This window comes from Sphingobium fontiphilum (assembly GCF_014196635.1).
Lineage (GTDB): Bacteria > Pseudomonadota > Alphaproteobacteria > Sphingomonadales > Sphingomonadaceae > Sphingobium > Sphingobium fontiphilum.
The window spans coordinates 25,337-49,613 of record NZ_JACIEB010000003.1 but is presented as its reverse complement, the minus strand read 5'-3'; the positions used below and the strand labels follow the sequence as shown (position 1 = coordinate 49,613).

Sequence of the window (24,277 nt, the reverse complement as noted above, 5' to 3'; positions counted from 1 at the left end):
CCTGCCGTCAGGGTTTCAGTTCGAACGCCCCTTCCGGTATGGGCGGATAGACGACCGGCTTGTCGCCGAACCGGGCGCGCAGGGCGGTTTGACGGCGTTCGTCATCAATGATTTCGACATCGACCTCTTCGGGATAGTGGAAGGTGATATCGAGCTTTCCATCCTTGATCTCATATTCCATGATCGACCAGCGTTTGATCCCGCCCTCGTCCGACTCGGCATACCAAGCCTCCCAAAGAAGATCGGAAAGGGCTTCGCTGCCGTCGAGATTTCGGATCTGATGCCCTTCGTCCCTGAAGACATTGGGGCTGATCCATCTGTCACCGATTTCTACATAGAGAAAAATGCGATCGGGATTGCCGCCGGCGATATGGACCAGTTCCACGCCGATTTCGTTGAAGAGCCGCCCAAGAATATCAAGCTTATCTTTTGCCATTTTTGGCGCCTTTCGCTTCGTTCGGGAACTCTTTGATGGATCTTCTGCCGTCGACATACCAGGTAACTGTGAGGTGGTAGGGTCGTTTCGACGCTCCGTGGTATAGCGGTTTGATATCGACGAACACATTATGTCCCGCTCGCAGTTCCGCGGCCCACGAATCTTCCATGGTGCGATAGCTGCCTCGATTGAAGTTCGCGTTCTGGGCGAAATGGTTGAAGCTGTCGCGGGGACCGTTGAAGCGAGCAGCGATAAAATGACCGCCATCATCGTCGCCAAGCCGGTCAGGCTTGCCTGCTTGCGCCTGATTGCGGCGTGATCGTGACGGTGACACCGCCAAAGACAAGTGGCCAAATGTCCGCCGATTGCGCGCAATGACGTCGATGTCGAACGCATAGCCATTCTTCACCTTCCTTTTCCAGTTGGAATCCAGAATCTGGCTTCCCAGCGATGGTGGATGAGCCACGTTTGGCGGAAATTTTCCGCCATGCGTGTCCATATAATGGGCGAGCGCTAGAAACCTGTTCCGAGCCGCCCGGCCCGCATCCAGATAGGCCTGATGCGGCAGCTTGATGCGCTGGCCGACCGCAAGAGGCTGGTCCACCGACTGCCCGTTAAGCCACGCCAGGTCGCGGGCCGTGAGCCCCTTTCGCCGCGCCGCGATCCGCGAGAGCGAATCCCCCGGTTGCACGACATGAAGCGAATGATTTTCGGGATGGTCCGCGCTATTGCGGTTGCGGCCGCTGCCTCCGGGCACAGTGGCGGCCCGGGAGGGTCGCGCCATTCCGGCGCTGCCCGTCTTTCCCTCCCCGCCCGCCGGGAAATACCGCCCCTGTCCAGCAAAGGTGAAGCGTCCATTTTCCTCGTCATGCCAGGGGTTGAACTTTACCTCGATAGCGACAGGAGCAACCCTGCGCCCCGTGCGCAGATAATGGTTGAACGCCGCCCGTTCGCCCGACATCGTCCGTTGCATCAAAACTCCCCCCAAAGTTTCGGCGCACCGCTACCAGATCAAATAGAACAAAACAAGAACATGCATCCATTTTGGATGTTGTCGTTGAACCTGCGTTCGCACGCGCTAATGTTGCGGACGACAAACAACGGGAGGAATATCTTGCGCCGGACTATCCTGATGCTTGCGGCGGCGGCCGCTGGACTGGCCGCCTGTGGCGAAAAGCCCGCCAATGAAACGGCGACGATCGCACCCACCGATTCCATGAGCCAGGAGGACGTGAAGCAGGCGGTCGGCAAGGCTTCGATCAAGCCGGGCGAATGGCAGTCGAGCTTCACGCTGGAAAAGATCGACCTTTCCGGCATGCCGGGCGCGTCGGCGCAGATGGAAGACCAGATGAAGCGGATGATGAGCCGCACCGACATCAAACATTGCGTGACGCCCGAGGAGGCGGAAAATCCGGGCGGCGACATGTTTTCCGGCCAGGAGAACAAGGATTGCACTTACAAGGGTTTCGACATGAGCGGCGGCCGCATCGCGGGCCAGGTCGAATGCAAGTCGGAAGAAGGCGTGATGAACGCCATCATGTCGGGCACGCACACGGCCGACAGTTATGACATGACCATGGACATGAAAATGGCCGGCGGCCCTGACGGCATGACCATGGCGATGAAGGCGCGGACCGAGGGCAAATGGATCGGCGGGCAGTGCGCCAAGGACGCTGGCTGACCTGAGCGCGGACCCGCGCGGACGGAATGGAAATTGCGCGGTGCGGGTTCCGACATTGGGGCGCACACAACCCTGATCCAGTCCCGTTTTTTCGCGCCGTTCGCCCCGGTTCCGGGCATAAGGATAAGAAATGTTAAGCATTTGTGTCGCATGTCGACGGCATGGTCGTGGATGCAGCGTTTGACTATATCGAGAGGAACTGTCGACTGATCGCTGCTGTTGTGGCGGCCGCAGTCGGCTATTTCGTCCTTGCCGCCACGACCATCAGCCTGACCAGCGACGGCCGCAATCACGCCACTGTCTGGCCGGCCGACGCGGTGGTTCTGGCGCTGCTGCTCAATGCGCCGCGCCGACACTGGCCCGCCATATTGATGGCCGGGTGGCTGGGCAATCTGGTCGCCAATGGCGTCACGCGCGGCTGGATGATCGGCCTTGTCCTTTATGGCGCGATCAACATGGGGCAGGTGCTGCTGGCGGCGCATTGCATCCGGCGCGGCGGCAGCGTCGCCAATCTGCTGGCCGATATGCGCATGGTTGGCCGGTTCATATTGTGGGCGGGATTGATTGCGCCGGTGGTTGGCGCAACGGTCGGTTCGCTGGCCTCGCTCCTCAATTATGGCGAGCCTTTCGGTCCCTCCTTCGTGCGCTGGTTCGCCAGCAACGCGCTGGGCCTGCTGATCTTCACGCCGTTTCTGAAGGCTTTGTTCGACGGCAGCTATGGCCGCTGTTTCGCGGGCAAGACGAAGGCTCAGAGGGCTGAGGCGGCGGCGCTGTTGCTGGTCCATGCGGCAATGGCCGGGCTGGTGTTCTGGCAGAGCCGTCTGCCGATCCTGTTCCTGCCTTTCTCCTCCCTGCTGCTGCTCTCTTTCCGGCTGGGGCGTCTGGGCACACAGATCGGTGTGATGTTGGTGGCGGTCATTGGCGCGGTTGCAGGGCTCCACGATGCAGGAGCGATGAATCTCATCCACGAGGACGTGGTTTTTCAGGCCGTCTTCTTTCAGGGCTACCTGGCCGTGATGCTGGCGACGACCTTGCCCGTGGCGGCGATCGTTTCGTCGCGTTCGGACGCGCTCGCCAGCCTGGCGGAGCGCGAAGAAACGCTGCGCATCATCATGGCGCATTCGCCCGACGTGATCCTGAGCTTTGACAGCGAAGGTTTTTGCCGCTGGGCCGATGGTCCGTTGCGCGAATGTCTGGGTGTGGGCGCGGCCGATATTGTCGGTCGGTCGCTGCCGGACATCGCCGCCTGCACCAATGACGCGCTGGTCGACATGCACGATGCGGCCAAAATCGATATGGCGGCGCAGCCCATGGCCGAGTTCACGCCTTTGCTGCAACCAGCGATCACGCTGGAGGCGTCGCTCCGCATCCTGGAGCAGGATGGTTTGCCGATGGGCACGGTAATGACCATACGCGACGTTTCTTCGCGCAAGGCCAATGAGATCGCCATGTCGAAGCTGGCTGAAACCGACGACCTGACGGGCGTGCTGAACCGGGCGGGATTCCGCAGATTGCTGAAGTTGGCGCTGGACGACCGGCATCGTGCGACCTCTCTAGCGCTGGTCGATGTCGACCATTTCAAGTCGGTCAACGACAGCTATGGCCATCAGGTCGGCGACGTCGTGTTGACGGAAATTGCCCGCCGATTGCGTGCGGGTACGCGCGAAGCGGATGTGGTCGGCCGACTGGGCGGCGACGAATTCGCGATCCTGTTCCGGTGCGACATCGCCACGGCCAGGGCGGCGTGCGAGCGCATCGCCCAGTCTATCGCGCGCGACGCCGTCTGGCAGAAGGGATCATTGTCGGTGTTTTCGTCGATCAGTTGCGGCTTGGCCGAGTTCCATCCGGGCATGACGCGTGACCAGTTTTTCGACACCGCCGACATGGCCCTTTACGAAGTCAAACGCGCCGGGCGCAACGGCGTTCAGACCGCCGCCTGATCATTCCAGCGCCGCGATCGCCTTTTCGTCGCATCGCTTCGCGCCGGCAATAACGGGCGCATAGGCAGGCACCATGATCTGCTGGCCAAAGCGCAACGGTGCGAAATGCGTGCGGGCTATGCCCTGGCATTGCAGGATCAGGTCGAGCATCCGGGGCGGCGTGTCCCATTTCTCGTAGGACAGGCGGAACGTGCCCCAATGGATGGGGATGGCGGTCGATGCGCGAAGGCGACGAAACACCTCCACCGCCTGATGCGGACCGATATGCGAATCCGATTGCATCTGCCCCGGCCAGAAGCGGAAGGCGCCGATGGGAATGATCGCCAGCCTGATGGGGCCGATCCGCGCGGCGTCATTGGCCCATTGCAGGTCGCCCGCGCCGGTGTCGCCCGCGAAGAAGATGGCGCCCGCACGGGTTTCGATGACGAAGCTGGACCACAGCGCCCGGTTGCGGTCCGTGCCCCAGCGGCTGCCCCAATGATGGTTGCGGGTCACGTGGACGCGATAGTCCGGGCAATGGCGATAATCCTCGCACTCAATCACCGGCTCGCGGCCCAGCCCGGCCAGTTCCGCGCCGCTGACCGACTGGCCCCAGTCGAGCGCGGTCGCCGGGATGCCGTTGGCCTTCAATATGCTGTCATTGCCCAGGCTGGTGACGATTTTCGGCCGGTCGCGCGCCCATAATTTCCTGAGCGTGGGAATGTCCATATGGTCATAATGATTATGGCTGACGACGATCAGGTCGATCTTGGGCAGATCCTCGAATTTGATGCCGGGCTGCGCAACTCTCTTTGGGCCGATGGGCGGCAGCGGACTGGCATAGTCGGACCAGATGGGATCGGTCAGGATGTTGATGCCCGCCGCTTGCACCAGCACGGTGGCGTGGCCCACCCAGGTCGCGCGCATCCCCCGCGGCGCGGCGAAGGGATCGGGGCGGCTGGGGTGAACTGCGACAGCGTCGGGCCATTCGGGCCGGTCGTCCTGCCCCAATATCCAGCGGGCGATGAAGCCGCGCCGGTTGCTGCCGGGCGGCGCCGAAAAGGTGATTTCGCCATCGGGATTGAAGAAATGGGCGCCGTCAAAATGGCGGCTTTCCGGCCCCTGATAATAGATGCGATCAAGGAAAGGCGGGATAATAGTGATCGCGAGGCACAAGGCGACGATCAGGAACAGGACAGTCGCGCCCAGCCAGCGGGCGGCGGAAACAAGAAAGGACATGACGTCTCCCGCAGGGCGATGCGCAGGAGATAGCGTTTATAGAGGGGGCTGCAAGAGGCCGGGGCGTCCTGCGCCCGTCTTTATGCCGGGCTAATGCGGATCAGCCCTGATCCTTGTAGGCCATCTGCAATATGCCCCAATGCTGGCCGTTGACATGGATGGAGGCGATCACCTGCTTCAGCAGCACGACTTCGCCGTCGGCGGTCGGGCGGCGATAGGCTTTGATCGCGAAGGGTTGCGTGGTCTTGCACTGTTCGCGCGTGTCGGGGAAATCGAAGATCACGCCCTGGCGCGAATATTCCATGTTCCACTTGTCATCGCCCGGCCGCTGAAGTTGGGCGCGTTCGGGCATGGCGACCGCGCCAAAGGCGTTGCGATCAGTGAAGGTCATGCCGAACAAGCCGTCGAAGGATCGCGCCTTTTCCTGCCAAATGCGGGCGGCGGGAATGATGACCGGCTGGATCGGGTGGCGATATTGGGCCGGGCATGTGCCGGGAATGGCAATATAATCTTCCGACAGGGCCGCAGACTGGCTGATCTCGCCCTTGGCCACCGCCTGTTCGATCGCCGTTCCCACTGATCGCGCGGCATCCAGGCAGAAGCGGATATAGGGGGCGTCGGGGATGTCGACGCCGCTTTCAGCCATATATTGCAGCAGACGGTTGGCGTCTTCGCTGGCCGACGCCACGCGGCCCGACAGGCGTTGCAGGCCGTCCGCATTGTCGGTCGAGGTGGAGGAGAGCGCGGTCAGGCCGGAGCGGATTTCGCCCACCGAATTGACCATGGATTGCAGTCGCCCGGCGACCGCCTCGCTATTTTCGCCCAGCCCATGGATGAGGTTGCTTAGCCGGTCGACCAGCAGTTCGATCTGTTTGGTGTCGTCCAGCGCGGTGCGGGCCGTTTGTGCGCCATAAGTGATCCGTTGCAGCATGGCCCCGGCCTCGCCGGTCAGCACGCTGATCGACGCCTCGATCGTCTGCGTCGCGGCGGCGGTTTCCTGCGCCAGCTTCTTCACTTCCGACGCGACCACGGCAAAGCCGCGGCCCGCATCGCCCGCGCGCGCCGCCTCGATCGTGGCATTGAGCGCCAGCAAATTGGTCTGGCTGGCGATGCCGCTGATCATGTTGGTGACATGGGCGACGGTCTTGAGCGCGTCGGTAAAGCCGTCGAGCCGCGAATGGATGAGGCTGACCTGTTCGATAAGATCGACGAAATTGGCGTTGGCCTGACTCAATTGGCGGCCGGAATCGTCGACGATCCCGCGCGCGGCCAGCGCCTTTTCGCGTGCGTCCATGCCCGCGCGCGACACATTGTCGCTGTCATGGGCCAGACGGATCGCCTCGCCGTTGATCGTTTCGATCGTCTGCGCCTGATGGGTCACCCGTTCGGCCAGCGCGCTGATGTCGGCCTGAAGGTCGAGCGTGCGAATGCCAAGATCGCCCGATAGCCGGGCTACCCGCATCACCGCCTGGGCGATTTTATCTGGTCGCGATGCCTGTGTCACATGTCCGGACGTAACCGGACATGGTAAAAAACCCGTTATCGCTTCGGCCTCAGCCCATCAGCACCAGCATGATGAAGAACAGCAATAAGGCCGTGCTGGCGAACAGATAGAGCAGCGGCAGGCGCAGCAGGGCGCTGGTGCGGCCAAGCGCATAGGCCTCCTTGAGCTGGCGATACATGTGCCATGCGGCGAACAGCAGCAGCACGAAGGAAATCAGGCCGCCCGACAGGTGCGCCGCCCCCAGAATCATGGAGAGGGAGAAGAGCAGCGACATGAAGGCGATGGAATAGGTGACGTAGATCGCATGATCATACATCTTGAACCGGCGGCTGAAGGGAAAGAGCAGCCACATGAAGGGGAGGGAGATGAGGATCAGCGCCCAGGAGAATTTATAGGCGTTGGCCTTCATCTTGTAATAGGCGAACTCCGGGTTTTTCGCGATCGCGTCGACCGCGCCGCCCACGGACTTTGCGATATTGCCGTTGACGCCATCGGCCTTCAGGGAATCGCTCAACCCGGTCGCCAGCGTGAGGGCTGATCTTTCGGTCCGGGCCTCGTCCAGTTCCTCGCCCAGCGCCTCGCGCTTTGCGGCGCTGACGCCCGGCGCGGCCAGTCGCTGCTGCAGATCGCGGATATGGGCGTCGGCCTTTGCCTGCTCCGCCTGCAATGCCTTGCGCTCGCCCTCGTCGAACTGGACAGCGTCGCCCGCGTCGATCGCGCCATGATGGCTGGTCAGCGAAAAAACGGCGTAGAGCAACAAGGCGGAGAAGAGGAACAGGGCGAAGGGCGAGATGAACCGGGCCCGCTCGCCATGAATATAGCGATAGGTCAGCCTGCCGGGGCGCAGCGCCAGTTCGGGCAGGGTGGCGAACAATTTGCCCTCGAAATGCAGAACGCCATGGGCCAGATCATGGCCGATGGCGGCAAAGCTGCGATGCAGATGCGCCGCCTGACCGCATTGCGCGCAATAGGGGCCGGTCAGCGCCGCCCCGCAATTGAGGCAGGCGCCATGCCCCGCTTCCTGGCTCTCGCCTTGGTCCGGCTCCACCGCCCGCGCGATCATGGCCCCGGTGATGGCGTCCCCCGCCGCTTCGATGTCCCCTGTCATGGGGGCAGGATAACGAAGCTGTATGACGCTTGCCAGACAGTTGTGTCGGGCGAGGTGCGGTTCATGCGAGGGAAGGCGGCGTCACATCCCGCGCGGCCAATGTCCGCTTCAGGAATGAGATCATCGGCCGCCCTGTCTTGCTCTGCCAATGAGCCACCAGCCATAGGCTGGCCACGAAGGCGAGCGGTAGCGCGCAGATGATGAACTTGACGATGAGGTAGGTCATCGGATCGGCAGGCGCATGATCGGGGCGATAGGCCATGATTTTCGTGCTGCCCCAAATTGCAAATAACGCGGCCGGAATGAGGAATAACAGGAACTGGATGCCGGGAATGGCTCGGCCCTTTATGGAAGTGCCCGTGCCATCTTTCCTCAGGCGTAGAATGAGCTTGGGTTCGGACTCTTTATTGATCCAGTCATAGGCGCCCAGCCATATCACCAGAAAAGATTGTCCGATCAGCTTTCCTCTGGGTCGCAATGCTGCGGGACGCTCGAAGCCGGTCAGCAGCTTGGTCCTGAGCCGCCGCCGGCACTCGTCCGGCGGCAGCGGGCTGTAGAGAGAGATAGGAAAGCCGAAAGGCCGGAAGGTCATGCCTTCTCCAGCAGGCCTTCCTTCCTGATCTTTTCCTGCCACACCAGCGGGGCGAGGCGGTGGACATTCTGGCCTTCGCTGTCGACCGCGACGGTGACGGGCATGTCCTCGACGGTGAATTCGTAGATCGCCTCCATGCCCAGATCCTCAAAGCCCACGACCTTCGCTTCCTTGATCGCGCGGGCGACGAGGTAGGCCGCGCCGCCGACCGCCATCAGATAGGCGCTCTTGTGAGTCTTGATGCTTTCGGTCGCCGCCGGGCCGCGTTCGGCCTTGCCGACGCAGGCGGCCAGACCCTGTTCCAGCATCATGTCCATGAAGCTGTCCATGCGGGTCGCGGTGGTGGGGCCGGCCGGGCCGACCACCTCGTCGCGCACCGGATCGACCGGGCCGACATAGTAAATGACGCGACCCTTGAAATCGACCGGCAGGCTCTCGCCCCTGGCCAGCATGTCCTTGATCCGCTTGTGTGCGGCGTCGCGGCCCGTCAGCATCTTGCCATTCAAGAGCAGCCGGTCGCCATGCTTCCAGCTCTGCACGACTTCGGGCGTCAGCGTGTCGAGATCGACGCGGATCGCTTCCTTACTGGGCTTCCAGTCGACCTGCGGCCATTCCGACAGTTTGGGCGCTTCCAGATAGGCCGGACCGGACCCGTCGAGGGTGAAATGCGCGTGGCGCGTGGCGGCGCAATTGGGGATCATCGCCACCGGCTTGCCCGCCGCATGGCAGGGATAATCGTGGATCTTGATGTCGAGCACGGTGGAAAGGCCGCCCAGGCCCTGTGCGCCGATGCCCAGCGCATTGACCTTGTCATACAGCTCGATGCGCAGTTCCTCGATCTTGTTCTGGGGGCCACGCGCCTTGAGCTCGCCCATGTCTATGGGGTCCATCAGCGACTCCTTGGCCAGCGCCACTGCCTTTTCCGCCGTGCCGCCGATGCCGATGCCCAGCATGCCCGGCGGGCACCAGCCGGCGCCCATTTGCGGCACCATTTCCAGCACCCAGTCGACGATCGAATCGCTGGGGTTCATCATCTTGAACTTGGTCTTGTTCTCGCTGCCGCCACCCTTGGCGGCGACGTCGATGACGACCTTGTCGCCCGGCACCATTTCCACGTTCAGCACGCAGGGCGTGTTGTCCTTCGTATTCTGGCGACTGAACGCCGGGTCGCGCAGGATCGAGGCGCGCAGGCGGTTTTCGGGGTTGAGATAGGCGCGGCGCACGCCTTCGTCGATGATCTCCTGCATGGAGCGGCTATTGTCGTCCAGGCGGCAGTCCATGCCCCATTTGACGAACACGTTGACGATGCCGGTATCCTGACAGATCGGACGGTGGCCTTCGGCGCACATGCGGCTGTTGGTCAGGATCTGGGCGATGGCGTCCTTGGCCGCCGGATTGGCTTCGGCTTCATAGGCCGTGCCCAATGCGCGGATATAATCCATCGGGTGGTAATAGCTGATGAACTGAAGCGCGTCGGCGACGCTTTCGATCAGGTCGGCGGTCTTGATGAGCGTCATCTTACCCTATGTCCCTTCGTCCGGTATTTTTGCGGCTGGCTATACGCCTTAGTTTCTTCAAGTCCAGATGGCGCGCATCCTCACATCATCTGCCCATAGGCGAAGTGGAAATCCCGCAGCGCCCGCGCGTCGTGCAGGGCGTTGTGCGGCACCCGGCTGGAGGCGGCGGAGGAAAATCCGGCCGCGTTGATGAGTTCGAAGGTCAGGCGCGGCACCGTCACCATCTGGCCCGGCCCGGTCAACAGCAACTGGCAGAAATGGGCGATGTCGTCGGGCCAGTCGGCGACGATGAGGGGTTCAGGATCGCCCGACAGATAGGCCGCGACATGGTCCGCCGCCTGTTCGCGGCTCAGTTCATGGTCCATCGCGGGCGGCACATGGCGCAGATAGGGGACGACATGCTGCGCGACCCAGGGATGCAGTTCGTCGGGCAGGGGCAGGGAAGTGTAGAATTCCTGATCGCTGTCTTCGGGCACCAGGGCCAGGCTGATCAACTGACCGCCAAAACCGTTGAATTCCGTGTCGAGAAAATAACGCATGGGCAGGCTGCTAGGCGATGACCGCGCGCGACGCCACCCCTGTTTGGCTCCGTTTGGCGGCCCCGCCTGCCGCAAAAGGCTTGGAACGGCCCCCCGCCTGCGGTTAGCGTAAAGCCGAATCCGCCGTTCCAGCCATTGAGTGATGATCGCTTTGCTCCTTCGCCGCCTGTTGATCGCCTGCCTGCTCTGCCTTTTTCCGCTTGCGGCCCATGCGCTGCCCGCCAACCGGCCGACGCCTGGCTATGCGCGGGTGCGGATCGAAACGGACATGGGGGCGATCACCGTCGCTGTGGACCTGAAGCGGGCGCCGCTGACATCGGCCAATTTCATGACCTATGTCGACGATGGACGGTTTGACGGCACGACATTCTATCGCGCGGCCCGGCGCAAGGCGATGCCGACCATGGGGCTGATCCAGGGCGGGATCGACATGAACGCGCGGCGGGCCTTGCCGCCTGTCAGGCATGAGCCGACCAGCATCACCGGCTTGCGCCATCTGGACGCGACCATCTCCATGGCGCGGCCCGACCGGCCCAATTCGGCGATGGGCAATTTCTTCATCACCATTGGGCCCACGCCCAACATGGACGCGCGGGGCGGCCATATCGGCTATGCCGCCTTTGGCCATGTGGTGGCGGGCATGGACGTGGTGAAAAGGATTTTGGCGGTTCCCACCGCCGGCGGACAGGGCGCGATGCGGGGGCAGATGATCATAAAGCCGGTCACCATTCGCCGCGCAGTGCGGCTTGATGGAAAGGCAAAGCCGACGCCGGGCCTGAAACCCTGGCTGCTCGGCCTCAATCGCAAGAAATAGGGCGCGTTCAGGCCAGCGCCGGTTCGCCCGCCCAATAGGGCGCCGGGGATTGCGCGCGCCGCGCCAAAATGCCTTTCCATGCCTGTTCATGGAAGAAGAAGGCGACGGCGTTGATCATCGGTTCGATCAGCGCGATGCCGCCCGCCAGCGCCACCGATCCGGTCAGCATATAGGCGACGCTGAAACCGACAGCCAGGTGAATGCTCAGATAGGTCGCGGTCTTGATAAGGTCGATGGACATGGGATGGCTCCTGTTGTCCGGCATTATTAAGAATGGATCGCAATAATGGCCAATGGCTTTTCCTGCCGACTCTGATCGAGCCAGGCGATGATGGACGCGGGCCGCGCGCCGGCTATGATGGGCGGGAGAGTGGAGGGCGAAGATGGGCGGACGGATCAGGGCGGGAATCGGCGGCTGGGTGTTCGAACCCTGGCGCGGCGCCTTCTATCCGGCCGGACTGCGGCAGAAGGACGAGCTTTCCTATGTCGGCCAGCATCTGACCGCAACGGAGATCAACGCCACCTATTACAGCTCGCAAAAGCCTGCGACCTTTGCCGGATGGGCGGCGGCGGTTCCCGACGGGTTCCAGTTTGCGGTCAAGGCGTCGCGCTATTGCACCAATCGCCGCGTGCTCGCGGAAGGGGGCGAGTCGGTGCGCAGGTTCGTGGAGCAGGGGATTGTCGAACTGGGCGACAGGCTGGGGCCGATCTTGTGGCAGTTCATGCCGACCAAGGCGTTCGATCCGGATGACTTCGGCGCTTTCCTGAAATTGCTGCCCGCCAGCGTCGGCGGCGTGCCGCTGCGTCATGCGCTGGAGGTGCGCCACGCCAGTTTCGACGATCCCGTCTTTCTGGCGATGGCGCGCGATGCGGGCGCGGCGGTGGTGCTGGCGGATCATCCAGCCTATCTCCGGATCGAGGGGCATGATGTTGGTTTCCGCTATCTCCGCCTGATGCAGGGGCGCGAGGAGGAGCCGACGGGTTACAGCCCGGCCGAACTGGATGAATGGGCGCAACAGGCGCGCAACTGGGCGGCGCAGGGCGATGTCTTCGCCTTCTTCATCAGCGGCGCCAAGGTTCGCAACCCGGCGGCGGCCATGGCCCTGATCGAGCGGCTATAGCTTCGGATTCAACGGTTGCATTTGTTGCAATCGCAAAGTTAGGCTTTGCGTTTGTTGCAAAATCAAGATGCTCCTATTGAGCAGTTGCTCTCGCGATGCGCGAGGACATGGTTTCATGATGGAGAATGATATGCGTCACGCGGCACAGGCCGGCGTGCTGATGGTTGCCGTCAGCGTTCAGATGCTGACCTTCTATTCGGTGCTCTTTGCCTGAAGCTTTACCGCCTTTCAGGCATAATTTGCTTCAGGAAGATAAGAAAAGGCCGCCCTTGGTCATGCCAGGGCGGCCTTTTCATTATGGGGATGGATGGGAAAGCATCCTCATTATATCAATTCGCCTTCCCGGGCGGGGCATTCAGCCAGCCGCCAGCCAGCCGGCCAACAGATAGGCGACGACGCCGACCGGGCCGAGGGCGCAGAGCGTCAGCAGCACCAGTCCGACCCGGATCAGGGTCACGTCCACACCGGTGCGGTTGGAAAGACCCGCGCACACGCCCATGATCTTGGCATTGCGACGGTCGAGGGTGAAGCTGTTGTTCATGGTTCTGGCCTTCAATATGGTTATGTTGTTGAACGGGTGATGACCGATCAGGCGATCGGGATCACCGGGACCGCCGCACTGACGAAGACGGAGGCGAAAAGGACGGCGCCGACAAAGGCGAAAGCGACGTTTTGGATCTTGGCGAAGGACATGATATTTAACTCCCTGATCTGTGGTGCCGGACCATTCCGGCGTCATGCCCGGATAAGTGCAGGAGCCGTGCCAATTTCGATTTGTCACGCAAATCGGGGCGTCAGCGGCGTTGCCCGCCAGGTTTTGCTGAAATATTTTGCCAATGGTTCGGAATTATTCCGTCAAATTGGCATTTTTTTGCGCATGAGTGACGAAAATTTCCTCTTTGTCTATGGCACATTGCGGCGTGGCCATGATGGGCGGATGGCGCGATGGCTGGCCGAACGGTCCCGCCTCATCGGCCTCGCGCTTGCTGCGGGGCGGCTTTATCGGGTGGCCGACTATCCCGGCTTCGTGCCCGGTGACGGCGGGCAGGTCGTCGGCGACCTGCTCGCGCTGGCCGATGTGGCGGCGACGCTGGCGGCGCTGGACGATTATGAGGAATGTTCGGACCTTTTCCCCGCCCCGCATGAATATCGGCGGGAAAGGATCATGGTGGACGGGCCGGATGGCGCAGTCACGGCCTGGACCTACATCTATGCGCTGCCGGCCTCAGGCCTGGCCTTGATCGACAATGGCGACTTCAAGGCCTGATGCCCTTGCCTGCCGCCGTCGCGAGACTAAGCTGCGGCGCGAGACAGGATCGCGGAAGGAGCAGGCGCATGACCAAAGAGCAGGATGAGGGCGACGGGATCGAGCGACTGCCCGACGATCGCAATTGGGTGGGGTCGACCGGGGTCGACCGGCGCGGCCTGATGATCGGCGGCGCCTTTGCCGCCGGTTTCGCCGCAGCTTGCCAGCCGGTCGCGGCCAGCACGGTGGCGACATCGTCCGACGGGCTCATCATCGAAAACGCCTCCATCCCGGTCGCGGATGGCTATGCCATGCCCGCCTATGTCGCGCGTCCGGCGCAGGGCGGCCCGGCCCCCGTCCTCATGGTGGTGCACGAGATTTTCGGCGTGCATGAATGGGTGCGCGACATGTGCCGCCGTTTTGCCAAAGCGGGTTATTATGCGATCGCGCCAGACCTGTTCGCCCGCCATGGCAACGCGACCGGGGTCAGCGACTACAAGCTGCTGATCGAAACCATCGTGTCGAGAGCGCCCGACGCGCAGGTGATGAGCGACATCGACGTCGCCTATGGCTGGGCGGGCGGTAATGGCGGTGATGCGACGCGGCGCGGCATCACCGGCTTTTGCTGGGGCGGGCGGGTCGTGTGGCTCTATGCCACGCACAGCGACCAGCTTGACGCCGGGGTCGCCTTTTACGGGCGGCTGGTGAGCGCGAAGACCGCGCTTCAGCCCAACAGCGTCATCGAAATGGCGGCGAAGCTTCAGGCCCCCGTGCTCGGTCAATATGGCGCGCTGGACAAGGGGATACCGGTGGCTGATGTCGAGGCCATGCGCGCCGCGCTGGCCGGCGCAGGCAAATCGCCGCCGGACGCCATCACCGTTTATGAGGGCGCCGATCACGGCTTCATGGCGGATTACCGGCCAAGCTATAACGAAGCCGCCGCCAAGGCCGCGTGGACCGCGACGCTCGGCTGGTTCGGTCAATATGTGAAGGGCGGATAGCCCTTATTGCGCGGCCTTCATCGACTGGACGGCGGCCAGCGTCGTCTTCACATGTTCGGCATAGTTCATTTCCGAATGGACGAAGGCGATGCGGCCTGACGGCGCGATGACATAGGAGGTGCGATCCGTCATCCCCGGCTGCATTTTCAGCGCAACGTCATAACCCGAAACGATGTTCGGCCCGGCGGAGGCAACGGCGAACTTGCCCGCGCATTCCTTGGTCGAAAAGGCGACGAGATCCTTAACCGGGTCGGCCGACATGCCCACCACGGTCGCGCCCGCCGCCTTGAACTTGTCGATATTCTCGGCAAATTCGCGCGCTTCGGCGGAACAGCCGGGGGTGAACGCCTTGGGAAAGAAATAGAGCACGACCGGTCCGCGCTTCAACTGGTGCGCCAGCGTCAGCGTGAAGGTCTTGCCGGCAATCGCGCCGCGCGTAGTGAAATCGGGGGCCTTGGCCCCGACGGCGAGCGCGGCCATGGCGCTGCCTGCGGGCAGCAGGGCCGCGGCCAGGGTCAGGGCGATCAACTTGGCTTTCACGGTTATTCTCCTTGGGCCGGGGGTGCGGGCGGCTCCCACAATTCAATGGCGTTGCCTTCGGGATCATGGATGCGGGCGAAGCGGCCGACATCGGGATGATCCCATTCCGCCTTGGTGATGATCTCTATGCCCGTCGCGCGCAACCCGTCCAGAAGGCCGTCGAGGTCGGAGACGCGAAAATTGAGCATGAACGCCTTGTCGGCGGCGAAATAGTCGCTGTCCGCCTTGAACGGCTGAAACACCATCGGCCCGCCGATGGTCGCCCAGACCCATTCATTGGGCTGGGCCGAAGGATCGGCCACGCAGCCCGCGCCGACGCCCAGATAGGTGCGATACCAGTGCGCCAGCGCGTCGGGATCGCGCGACCGGAAAAACAACCCTCCCATTCCAAGAACCGGCATTGCGACTCTCCCATCGTTCGCCCGGCATCATGCCGGAACCGCAGGGCAGCGTCATCCGTTGGATCGCCGTGCGCGCATTTTCGTTCATCGCCCTGTCCCTGCTGGTCGCCTGCGATGGCGACCTGAATCAGGATGACGGGGCAATGGCGTCGCTCAATGCGGGAACCGCAGCGAATGCAGCCGCCGCCAGCTCGGTGGAGGCTGTCGCCGCCGATGCGCGGCCTGCGGCAAAGCCCGAAGCGACCATTCCGGCCGCGATGCTGGGCCGATGGACGGGCCTCGCCGACGATTGCGCCGACGCCGCCGCACCCATGGAACTGCGAGTGGAAAACGATCGCCTGTTGTTCCACGAGAGCGAGGGGCGGGTGACGGCGATCACGTCGCGCGCCGACGGATCGACGCTGGTCGACGCCGCCTTCACGGGCGAGGGGCAAAGCTGGACCCGCCGATTGACCCTGATCCTGCAGGACGGCGGCCGGAGGCTGCGGATCGAGGGCGGCGGCGATGGCGTGACCCGCAAACGCTGCCCGGCCTGACGCCCGGCGATTTCCCGGTCGCGGGTGTTTCCACACGGCGAAAAAAGCCTCTACAGGGTGGGCGATGATCCGCCGCCTGACGCTCAGCGACTTTCGCAACCATGACGATGCGCTGATCCTGCCGCGTGCGCCCGCTATCGTGCTCACGGGCGAAAATGGCGCGGGCAAGACCAATATATTGGAGGCGATTTCGCTGCTCGCGCCGGGGCGGGGGCTGCGTGGCGCGGCGCTGGCGGATATGGCGCGACAGGGTGGTCCGGGCGGCTTCGGCATCGCGGCCGATGTCGACGGGGTGATGCTGGGCACGGGCGTTTCGCGCGACGCGCCGACCCGGCGCATCGTGCGCGTGGGCGGCGTCGCCGGGTCGGCGCAGGGGCTGGCCGAGCATCTGGCGATCATGTGGCTGACCCCGGCGATGGACCGGTTGTTCATGGATAGTCCGGGCGGTCGCCGCCGCTTCCTCGACCGGCTGACGGTTGCGCTCCACCCGGCCCACGCCACCCACAGCGCCCGCTATGAAGCGGCGATGCGCCAGCGCAACCGGTTGCTGGCCGGAACGGCGCGGGCCGACCCGGCCTGGCTCGCGGCGCTGGAGGCGCAGATGGCCGAGCATGGCCGCGCCATCGCCAGCGCCCGCGCCGATCTGGTCACGCGCATGGCCATGCTTTTGAAGGATCAGCCTGACGAGCCTTTCGCTCGGCCGCTGCTGACCATGGAGGGGGCGGGCGCATCCGATCTCGCCACGCGGCTGGCCAGCGAGCGGCGGCGGGATGCGGCGGCGGGACGGACGTTGTCCGGCCCCCATCGCGATGACCTGTCGGTTGTTCACGCCGCCAAGCGGCAGGCGGCGGCGCTCTGTTCGACGGGCGAGCAAAAGGCGTTGCTGCTGTCGATTCTGCTCGCCCACGCCGCGCTGGTGAAGGCGGACAGGGGGCGGGCGCCAGTGCTGCTGCTCGACGAAATCGCCGCGCATATCGACCCGCTGCGGCGAACCGTGCTGTTCGAGCGATTGATCGAAACCGGCTGCCAATTGTGGATGACGGGAACAGAAGTCTCTCTTTTTTCTGGATTTTCTGGCTTCGATCATTGGCAGGTCGCAGAGGGTTACGCATTTCGTTCCGCAGGATGACGCATTGCTGCAACGGTTCACCGCTCGCCGCTTTTCATTTCATCCGGGATCGGCTGATTTCGCCGCAGGGCAAAAGAAGCTTAACTGGGGGTCGCACCTTGATTATCGGTCGTTTTCGCGCAGCTTGTGCGATGGTTGTTCTTGCGCTTGCTGCATTGGGGCTGACCGCTTCTCCCGCCACCGCCGGCGTTCTGCAATGCGCGCCCTTCGCCCGTCAGGTTTCGGGCATCCAGCTTTTCGGCAACGCCAACACCTGGTGGGGGCAGGCCGAAGGCCGTTATGATCGCGGCCACAATCCGCGGGTCGGCGCCGTCCTCGCCTTTGCCGCCAGCCGTTCGATGCCGGTCGGCCATGTCGCCATGGTCAGCAAGGTCGTCAATGATCGCGAGGTGCTGCTGACGCACGCCAACTGGTCCTATCGTGGCGGCATCGAACGCAATGTCCGCGCCATCGACGTTTCGCCCAATAACGACTGGACCGACGTTCGCGTCTGGTATGGCCCGATCGGCGGCCTGGGCCTGCGCTCCAACCCGGCGCGCGGCTTCATCTATCCCGAAGGCTCGACAACCGAGCAGCCGGTCCGCATGGCGTCGCTCGACACCGCTGCCGCCGCCTTCTGACGCGTTAACCTCCCTCTAAATATTGCGGCCCTAGGGTCGGTCCCGGTGGGGCGATTCCAGACTGTCGGGGTCGCATTAATGGGATATGTTTCGCGCCGGGCCATGGCTTTTCTGCTGCCCGGTTTCTGGCTGCTGTCGGCTCCGGCGGTGGCGCAGGATTTTCTGCAATGCGTGCCTTATGCCCGGCAGGTATCGGGCATAGAGATTTATGGCGATGCCGTGACCTGGTGGGATCAGGCGCAGGATCGCTACAAGCGCGGCAACAAGCCGAAAAAGGGCGCTGTCCTCGCGTTTCGCGCCAATGGGCCGATGACGCTGGGCCATGTCGCGGTGGTCAGCAAGATATTGGATGACCGCGAAATACTGGTCCGTCACGCCAACTGGTCCTCGCCCGGCGCGATCGAAGAGGACGTGCGCGTGGTTGATGTGTCGGAAGAAGGCGACTGGAGCCAGGTGCGCGTGTGGTTCAGCCCCAATGGCCAGATGGGCGCGCGGACCAATCCGACTTTCGGCTTCATCTATGGCCGCAAGGCGAAGCTCCATCCGTTTACGCCCGACGACTCGCTGGGCCTGAGCACAAGGCTGGCGAGCAGTCCGGTCTCTCCTTCTGCAATGGTCGCAGCGCCTGCCCCCAGGGCGCCGATGTTCGCGCGATCTGTTTCGCCCCGTTCAGCGCCCCAACCTGCGCGTCGGATCCAGCCCGCGACTGAGGCGATTGCTCGGGACGATCCCTTCATCGTCGAATATGCCGACGCGAGCGGCGCCGCACGCAGGCTGGGCGAGATCATTGCCGACGTCAAACGTGAGGCAAGGTTGAACTGAAACGGGCCGGGCCGGGCAACCGCCGCGCCGGGAAGGGCGATAAGATGATGGTCATTCGCATCGTCCCGGCATAATCATGTTGTCACAAGGGGCGCATAACAGACCAGCCGGAAGAGTCAGCGCATCGTGAGAGGATTGGTCCTTGTCGATCATCGCCATTGATTTTGAGGCGTCCTGCCTGCCGCGCCATGGCCGTTCCTATCCCATCGAAGTCGGCGTCAGCAGTATTCATGGCACGCGCAACTGGATCATCGCGCCGCACCCCTTGTGGGACGGTTGGGACTGGACGGCGCAGGCCGAGGCGCTGCACGGCATTTCGCGGGCGAAGGTCGCGCGCGAAGGGCTGCCCGCAGCACAGGTATGGAGCGAACTGGTGGCGGCCATCGGACCGATGCGGCCGGTTGCCGACAGCCGGATCGACCAATATTGGATGGACCTGCTGGCGCAGGCTGCGGGCGCGCAAACCAGCCTGACCATCGATCATGTCGCCACGTTGATGGACGAATGGCGGGTCGATGAAAGCATGATCGCCCAGGCGGTGGCGACGGCCGACCGCGCATATCCCTTTCGTCATCGCGCGGCCGCCGATGCTCGTTGGCTGGCCGCCGTCATTGGCGGTTTGCGACCCGCCCCGAGCGGGATGGCGATGGAAAGGGAATTGGCGGAGTAACCATGCCGCTGCGGTAAACGACTGAGTTAATGAATAATTCCGTTTCTTTCGCACGAGCAACATTTTGTTACCATAGGCGCATCCGAGAGACATTCAGCAATCCTAGATGAAGATCACCGGCCCCGGTCGGTGCCCCCTTTCACGACTTCATCCAGGAGTTGCCGCCATGTTCATGACCCTTGTTTCCGGCGCTGTCGCGCTGGCCGCCGCTCCCGTGCATCAGGCGCAGGTCCAGCATAATGGAGCCGCCCTCGAAGCGGTCTACACCACCCAGTCGAACCTGACGGTGAAGCAGATTGCGGCCCGTCCGGTCACCCGTCAGGCGAATGCCCTGTGCCGCTGGCATGCCGACATCGTGCTCAATCGCTCGGTCGAAAGCGCCAATGGCCAGGCCGTCGCCGCCATGGGCAAGGCGGTTCACCGCTTCGCGCCGATTTCCGGCACGGAAGTGGGCCATTGCCAGGATGTGCGCGACCGGATCGAAGCCGACATTGCCCGCCGCACGAAGGCATCGCAGGCCCATGCGATGCAGATGGCGCAGGAAGACCATGCCGGGCTGCGCACGGAACTGGAAGGCCTGCACGCCACCTTGTCGAAGGGCGGATGAGCGACACGCTGATACTGGTTGCGGAAACCAGGTCTGATTTTCGTCAGTCCATTTGCGAAGCCCTTGAGGAAAGCGGCTTCCGCGCCCAGCCCATCGATACTGAGCCTGCATTGTGGAGCGCGCTGGACGACTTGTCGCCCGGCGCGCTCGTGCTCGACACCGCCTTGCGCGCGCCGCTCGGGTTGGACCTGTGCCGGGACGTCCGGGATCGCAGCGATATTCCCATCATTTTGGTGGGCGCGCGCAGCACGGAGGTGGATCGGGTCATCGGTCTGGAACTGGGCGCCGACGATTATATGCCCGCGCCCTATTCGCCCCGCGAACTGATCGCCAGGTTGCGCGCCGTGCTGCGACGGCGCGTGGCCGAGCGCCGGGCGGGCGTGGCTCCGCGGCAGCTTGCCCGCTTCGATGGCTGGACGGTCAATTTCACCCGCCGTGAAGTCGTTGATCCCAACGGGCTGCCCGTCGTCCTGACCGGAGCCGAATTCTCGCTGCTCGCGGTCATGTTGGAACAGGCGCAACGGGTCATCGCGCGCGAGCGGCTGATCGAATTGGCGGGCACGCGATCATCCGATTCCTCCGACCGCAGCATCGACGTGCTGGTGAGCCGGCTGCGCCGGAAACTTTCGGTCGATGGCCGAGCGGCCCCGATCGTGACGGTGCGGGGCGTCGGATACATGTTCGGCGCGGGCGTGACCTACGACTGACGATCCGGTCACCCAAAAAACCAGACATGATTTTTAACAAAGCCGCTGCGTCGCAGCAAAACCGCCTGCCTAGCTTAGCGTTGTCACCGGTCCGCCCCCTTGACCGGACAAAACCACAAGGATCGACGCCATGAATGAAGTGATTGGCCGTGTCTTCAGCTTCGAAAAGCACGTATTTCCGAACGAAAGCGCCCTTTACAACCGGCTGGCCAGCGATGGCCAGAGCCCCAAGGCGCTGATGATCTCCTGCGCTGATTCGCGCATCGTTCCCGAACATATCATGCAGGCCGCGCCCGGCGACCTGTTCGTTTGCCGCAATGCGGGCAACATCGTGCCGCCACACAGCAGCCAGTTGGGCGGCGTCACCGCCACGGTCGAATATGCCGTCATGGTGCTGGGCGTGCGCGACATCATCGTGTGCGGGCACAGCGATTGCGGCGCGATGAAGGCGCTGGCGACCGAAGCCGACCTGACGACAATGCCCAATGTCGCCGCCTGGCTGCGTCATTCCCACGCAGCGCAGAAGCTGTGCAGCGAAAGCTATCCCGCCGACCTCGACATGACGGACAAGATCCGCAACGTGACGCTGGAAAATATCGTGGTTCAGCTGTCCCATCTGCGCACCCATCCGTCGGTCGCTTCGGGCATCGCGCGCGGCGAAATCGCGTTGCACGGCTGGTTCGTTGATATTCATGCCGGGATGGTGCTGGGCCTCGATGGCGACACCGGCCGGTTCCTGCCGCTGCGCGAAGACCAGCCGATGCCGATCGCGCTGCCCCATGCCCGTCGTCTGGCGGCGGACGTCTCCTACGCCATGGCCGCGGAGTAAATCATGCTGAAAGCCTTTTCCGGCGGCAATTTCAGCCGCGACTTCACGGCGTCCATCGTCGTCTTTCTGGTGGCGATGCCGCTTTGCATGGGCATTGCCGTCGCGTCCGGCGTGCCGCCGGAAAAGGGGCTGATCACCGGCATCATCGGTGGCATTATCGTCGGCCTGCTCGCCGGTTCGCCGCTACAGGTCAGCGGGCCTGCGGCCGGCCTTGCCGTCATCGTGTTCGAGATCGTGCAGGAACAGGGGCTGTCGGCGCTGGGACCGATCCTGATCCTGGCCGGCGCTATTCAGGTGGTTGCCGGGCTGTTGCGCCTGGGCGGATGGTTTCGCGCCATTTCACCCGCAGTGGTTCACGGGATGCTGGCGGGGATCGGGATGCTCATCGTGGTCGGCCAGTTCCACGTGTTGTTCGACGACAAGCCGCTGTCGAGCGGCCTTGCCAATCTGATCGCCATGCCGGGGCAGATTTTCGGCCTGTCCAATCAGGACGCAGCGACGGCCTTCGCCATTGGTCTGGTGACCATCGCCGGCATGTTGGGCTGGGAAAAGATCCGTCCTGCATCCCTGAAGCTGCTGCCAGGCGCTTTGGTCGGCGTGGTGCTGGCGACGCTGGTCGCCTTTGCCCTCGATCTGCCGGTCGCGCGCGTCGTGGTTCCCGAATCGATCGTCGCGGCGGTCAGCCTTCCCGATCAGGGCCTGCTCGCGTCGCTGATGAGCCCCACGGTCATCACCACGGCCATCGCCATCGCCTTCATCGCCAGCGCCGAAACGCTGCTGTCGGCTGCTGCGGTCGACCGGATGCATGATGGGGTTCGCACCAACTATAACCGGGAACTGAGCGCGCAGGGCGTGGGCAATCTGCTCTGCGGCTTCGCGGGCGCGTTGCCGATGACTGGCGTCATCGTGCGCAGTTCGGCCAATGTGCAGGCGGGCGCCAAGACGCGACTGTCCACGATCCTCCATGGCATTTGGATTTTGGGCTTTGTCGCGCTTCTGCCCTGGTTGCTGCGCGAAATTCCCATGGCCGCGCTTGCGGGCATCCTGGTCGTCACCGGCATCCGCCTGATCAGCATCGATCATGCCCGCCATCTGCTTCATCGTTATGGCCCGTTGCCGGTGGTGGTGTGGGCCGCGACGCTCATCATGGTGGTGGCCACCGACCTTCTGACCGGTGTTCTGGTCGGTATCGGCCTGTCGGTGCTGGAACTGCTGCCCCACGCCCGCCGTTTGCGGTTGGGCATGGAGGACGGCTCCAACGGCGACGCGCATGAAGTCGCCCTGCGCGGTTCGGCGACGTTCCTGACTTTGCCCAAATTGTCGGCCAAGCTCGAATCGCTTCCCGTTGGGCGTCTTGTGATCCTGAACGTCGAACGTCTCAGCCACATTGATCATACCTGCGCTGAAATGCTGCGCGAATGGGTTGATCGCCGCCGCGGCGCTGGCGCCCAGGTCGAATTGTTTGGAGCCACCGGTCGACTGCGTCATCTGGTCGCCTGACAAATCCGGTTCCAGGCAGGTCCGTCGCGCCCCTTCCCCCCGGGCGCGGCGGACTTTTTTTGGAACGAGACGGGGATCCTTATCTTTCAGAGGAAACTAAACGCTGTAATCCAGAAACAATATAGAAATAATAGAAATAATATAGAAAATAACCGTGCCATTCATGCAACTGCATTCTGATTGATTGGACCAGTTCCAATATATTGCGTTGCAACCAAGCAAATCCATTCATAGCTAGAGCCAACCCGCTGGTATTCATGGCGACGGGAAAAGACCATGAAACCTTGGCGGGCGCAGGAAGGAACATTCTTTCGTTAAGGGGAATGTTCATGAAGTATAAAATCGCCTGTGCCGCAATTGCGCTGATGTCTAGTGCTCCGGCCTTTGCACAGGAAGAAGCCACCGCCCCCATCACCGTTTCGGGCAGCGTTGCGCTGGTGTCGGACTATCGCTTCCGTGGCGTGTCGCAGTCCGACAAGGGCATGGCTGTTCAGGGCGGCATCACCGCGACCCATGAAAGCGGCTTTTACGCCGGCACCTGGGCGTCGAACCTGGGCGGCTGGGGTCGTTTCGGTGGTTCCAACATGGAACTCGATCTGTTCGCCGGTTACGCCATTCCGCTGGGCGGCGCGACGCTCGACGTCGGTCTGACCTGGTATATGTATCCGACCGGCGCCGACACGACTGATTTTGCTGAAACCTATGCGAAACTGTCCGGCACGGTCGGCCCCGTAAAGGGTCTGCTCGGCGTCGCCTATGCGCCCAAGCAGGAAGCGCTGGGCAAGGCATGCAGCGACGCGGCGTGCACCATCGCCGATCCGGGCGACAAGGAAGACAATATCTACATCTGGACCGACATCAGCGGCTCCATTCCCGACACCCCGGTCACGCTGAAGGCCCATCTGGGCTATTCGGATGGCAATTCCGGCCTTGGCCCGAACGGCACGTCGATTGCGCCCACCGGCAAATATATCGACTGGCTGGTCGGCGCTGACGTCGCCATTCCCGGCACGCCGCTGACTCTGGGCGTCGCCTATGTCGACACCGACATTGCCCGCGTCGAGGAAAACTATATTCGCCCGAACTTCGCCGTTTCCGGCGACAGCAAGGATGTTGGCAAGTCGATCGCCCGCGGTCAGGTCGTGTTCTCGCTGACCGCCGCCTTCTAAAGGCCTGATCCAGAAAAAGGGCCGGGGTGG

At 63.1% G+C, this 24,277-nt stretch carries 28 protein-coding genes; 16 read left to right on the top strand and 12 right to left on the bottom strand.

Translation table 11 applies throughout. The annotated features are described in order from the left end of the window. Window positions 1–7: 7 nt before the first annotated feature. Both GGR44_RS07275 and GGR44_RS07270 read right to left on the bottom strand, forming a co-directional pair. Window positions 8–436 carry a hypothetical protein gene (locus GGR44_RS07275; RefSeq protein WP_183954928.1) on the bottom strand — a complete coding sequence of 143 codons (429 nt, stop codon included), beginning with the start codon at window positions 434–436 and terminating at the stop codon, window positions 8–10. Then, window positions 423–1,409, bottom strand: a complete 987-nt coding sequence (locus tag GGR44_RS07270; RefSeq protein WP_183954927.1) for a DNA/RNA non-specific endonuclease — start codon at window positions 1,407–1,409, stop codon at window positions 423–425. Before GGR44_RS07270 ends, GGR44_RS07275 begins: the two co-directional genes overlap by 14 nt. 141 nt (window positions 1,410–1,550) lie before the next feature. On the opposite strand from GGR44_RS07270, the gene GGR44_RS07265 reads away from it, so the two are divergent. Further along, window positions 1,551–2,117 carry a DUF3617 domain-containing protein gene (locus GGR44_RS07265; protein WP_246344368.1) on the top strand — a complete coding sequence of 189 codons (567 nt, stop codon included), beginning with the start codon at window positions 1,551–1,553 and terminating at the stop codon, window positions 2,115–2,117. Between the two features lie 167 nt (window positions 2,118–2,284). After that, the gene (locus tag GGR44_RS07260; RefSeq protein WP_343052307.1) at window positions 2,285–4,057 is read left to right on the top strand and encodes a sensor domain-containing diguanylate cyclase; all 1,773 of its coding nucleotides are present in this window, start codon (window positions 2,285–2,287) and stop codon (window positions 4,055–4,057) included. Here GGR44_RS07260 and GGR44_RS07255 read toward each other — a convergent pair whose 3' ends face one another. The 6 genes from GGR44_RS07255 to GGR44_RS07230 form a co-directional block, all read right to left on the bottom strand. Next, window positions 4,058–5,275: an MBL fold metallo-hydrolase gene (locus GGR44_RS07255; protein ID WP_183954925.1), complete on the bottom strand. Its 1,218-nt coding sequence runs from the start codon at window positions 5,273–5,275 to the stop codon at window positions 4,058–4,060. Between the two features lie 100 nt (window positions 5,276–5,375). Further along, window positions 5,376–6,737: a methyl-accepting chemotaxis protein gene (locus tag GGR44_RS07250; RefSeq protein ID WP_183955252.1), complete on the bottom strand. Its 1,362-nt coding sequence runs from the start codon at window positions 6,735–6,737 to the stop codon at window positions 5,376–5,378. A 91-nt stretch (window positions 6,738–6,828) separates the two neighbouring features. After that, window positions 6,829–7,887 (bottom strand): DUF3667 domain-containing protein, encoded by a 1,059-nt coding sequence (locus GGR44_RS07245; protein ID WP_183954924.1) that lies wholly within the window; start codon window positions 7,885–7,887, stop codon window positions 6,829–6,831. A gap of 61 nt (window positions 7,888–7,948) precedes the next feature. Next, window positions 7,949–8,479, bottom strand: coding sequence for a hypothetical protein (locus GGR44_RS07240; RefSeq protein ID WP_183954923.1), 531 nt, complete (start codon window positions 8,477–8,479; stop codon window positions 7,949–7,951). After that, a complete protein-coding gene (locus GGR44_RS07235; protein ID WP_183954922.1) occupies window positions 8,476–9,996 on the bottom strand; it encodes a fumarate hydratase in 1,521 nt (506 codons plus the stop codon). Before GGR44_RS07235 ends, GGR44_RS07240 begins: the two co-directional genes overlap by 4 nt. Window positions 9,997–10,076: 80 nt before the next feature. Beyond that, on the bottom strand, window positions 10,077–10,535 hold the full coding sequence (locus GGR44_RS07230; RefSeq protein WP_183954921.1) for a 3'-5' exoribonuclease: 459 nt from the start codon (window positions 10,533–10,535) through the stop codon (window positions 10,077–10,079). A gap of 142 nt (window positions 10,536–10,677) precedes the next feature. On the opposite strand from GGR44_RS07230, the gene GGR44_RS07225 reads away from it, so the two are divergent. Continuing rightward, complete coding sequence (locus GGR44_RS07225) at window positions 10,678–11,349, top strand: peptidylprolyl isomerase (protein WP_183954920.1); 672 nt, start codon at window positions 10,678–10,680, stop codon at window positions 11,347–11,349. A 7-nt stretch (window positions 11,350–11,356) separates the two neighbouring features. Here GGR44_RS07225 and GGR44_RS07220 read toward each other — a convergent pair whose 3' ends face one another. Then, complete coding sequence (locus GGR44_RS07220; RefSeq protein WP_183954919.1) at window positions 11,357–11,590, bottom strand: DUF2061 domain-containing protein; 234 nt, start codon at window positions 11,588–11,590, stop codon at window positions 11,357–11,359. 142 nt (window positions 11,591–11,732) lie between these two features. On the opposite strand from GGR44_RS07220, the gene GGR44_RS07215 reads away from it, so the two are divergent. After that, entirely contained in the window at window positions 11,733–12,470 is a 738-nt protein-coding gene (locus tag GGR44_RS07215) for a DUF72 domain-containing protein (protein ID WP_183954918.1), read from the top strand. 355 nt (window positions 12,471–12,825) lie between these two features. Here the strand turns inward: GGR44_RS07215 and GGR44_RS07210 are convergent, their stop codons facing one another. Then, window positions 12,826–13,011 carry a PspC domain-containing protein gene (locus GGR44_RS07210; RefSeq protein WP_183955251.1) on the bottom strand — a complete coding sequence of 62 codons (186 nt, stop codon included), beginning with the start codon at window positions 13,009–13,011 and terminating at the stop codon, window positions 12,826–12,828. Between the two features lie 336 nt (window positions 13,012–13,347). Here GGR44_RS07210 and GGR44_RS07205 point away from each other — a divergent pair, with 336 nt between their 5' ends. Together GGR44_RS07205 and GGR44_RS07200 are read left to right on the top strand one after the other, a co-directional pair. After that, entirely contained in the window at window positions 13,348–13,737 is a 390-nt protein-coding gene (locus GGR44_RS07205) for a gamma-glutamylcyclotransferase family protein (protein WP_183954917.1), read from the top strand. 68 nt (window positions 13,738–13,805) lie between these two features. Next, window positions 13,806–14,717, top strand: coding sequence for a dienelactone hydrolase family protein (locus GGR44_RS07200; RefSeq protein ID WP_183954916.1), 912 nt, complete (start codon window positions 13,806–13,808; stop codon window positions 14,715–14,717). A gap of 3 nt (window positions 14,718–14,720) precedes the next feature. On the opposite strand, the gene GGR44_RS07195 is transcribed toward GGR44_RS07200, so the two are convergent. Both GGR44_RS07195 and GGR44_RS07190 read right to left on the bottom strand, forming a co-directional pair. After that, window positions 14,721–15,197, bottom strand: coding sequence for a peroxiredoxin (locus tag GGR44_RS07195; protein WP_183955250.1), 477 nt, complete (start codon window positions 15,195–15,197; stop codon window positions 14,721–14,723). A 62-nt stretch (window positions 15,198–15,259) separates the two neighbouring features. Further along, window positions 15,260–15,658: a VOC family protein gene (locus GGR44_RS07190; protein WP_183954915.1), complete on the bottom strand. Its 399-nt coding sequence runs from the start codon at window positions 15,656–15,658 to the stop codon at window positions 15,260–15,262. Window positions 15,659–15,687: 29 nt separating this feature from the next. Here GGR44_RS07190 and GGR44_RS07185 point away from each other — a divergent pair, with 29 nt between their 5' ends. The 10 genes from GGR44_RS07185 to GGR44_RS07140 all read left to right on the top strand — a co-directional run bounded on the left by GGR44_RS07185 (window position 15,688) and on the right by GGR44_RS07140 (window position 24,247). Beyond that, window positions 15,688–16,194, top strand: a complete 507-nt coding sequence (locus GGR44_RS07185; RefSeq protein WP_183954914.1) for a hypothetical protein — start codon at window positions 15,688–15,690, stop codon at window positions 16,192–16,194. A gap of 64 nt (window positions 16,195–16,258) precedes the next feature. Continuing rightward, window positions 16,259–17,323, top strand: coding sequence for a DNA replication/repair protein RecF (recF, locus tag GGR44_RS07180; protein WP_183954913.1), 1,065 nt, complete (start codon window positions 16,259–16,261; stop codon window positions 17,321–17,323). 101 nt (window positions 17,324–17,424) lie between these two features. After that, a complete protein-coding gene (locus GGR44_RS07175; RefSeq protein ID WP_183955249.1) occupies window positions 17,425–17,943 on the top strand; it encodes a CHAP domain-containing protein in 519 nt (172 codons plus the stop codon). A 102-nt stretch (window positions 17,944–18,045) separates the two neighbouring features. Next, the gene (locus GGR44_RS07170) at window positions 18,046–18,765 is read left to right on the top strand and encodes a CHAP domain-containing protein (protein WP_183954912.1); all 720 of its coding nucleotides are present in this window, start codon (window positions 18,046–18,048) and stop codon (window positions 18,763–18,765) included. Between the two features lie 142 nt (window positions 18,766–18,907). Continuing rightward, window positions 18,908–19,435 (top strand): hypothetical protein, encoded by a 528-nt coding sequence (locus GGR44_RS07165; protein WP_221214309.1) that lies wholly within the window; start codon window positions 18,908–18,910, stop codon window positions 19,433–19,435. A gap of 166 nt (window positions 19,436–19,601) precedes the next feature. After that, window positions 19,602–20,042 carry a hypothetical protein gene (locus GGR44_RS07160; protein WP_183954911.1) on the top strand — a complete coding sequence of 147 codons (441 nt, stop codon included), beginning with the start codon at window positions 19,602–19,604 and terminating at the stop codon, window positions 20,040–20,042. Next, on the top strand, window positions 20,039–20,749 hold the full coding sequence (locus GGR44_RS07155; RefSeq protein WP_183954910.1) for a response regulator transcription factor: 711 nt from the start codon (window positions 20,039–20,041) through the stop codon (window positions 20,747–20,749). Before GGR44_RS07160 ends, GGR44_RS07155 begins: the two co-directional genes overlap by 4 nt. Window positions 20,750–20,879: 130 nt before the next feature. Continuing rightward, on the top strand, window positions 20,880–21,578 hold the full coding sequence (locus GGR44_RS07150) for a carbonic anhydrase (protein WP_183954909.1): 699 nt from the start codon (window positions 20,880–20,882) through the stop codon (window positions 21,576–21,578). Window positions 21,579–21,581: 3 nt separating this feature from the next. Then, on the top strand, window positions 21,582–23,078 hold the full coding sequence (locus tag GGR44_RS07145; RefSeq protein WP_183954908.1) for a SulP family inorganic anion transporter: 1,497 nt from the start codon (window positions 21,582–21,584) through the stop codon (window positions 23,076–23,078). Window positions 23,079–23,401: 323 nt separating this feature from the next. After that, the gene (locus GGR44_RS07140; protein ID WP_183954907.1) at window positions 23,402–24,247 is read left to right on the top strand and encodes a TorF family putative porin; all 846 of its coding nucleotides are present in this window, start codon (window positions 23,402–23,404) and stop codon (window positions 24,245–24,247) included. Window positions 24,248–24,277: the final 30 nt, after the last annotated feature.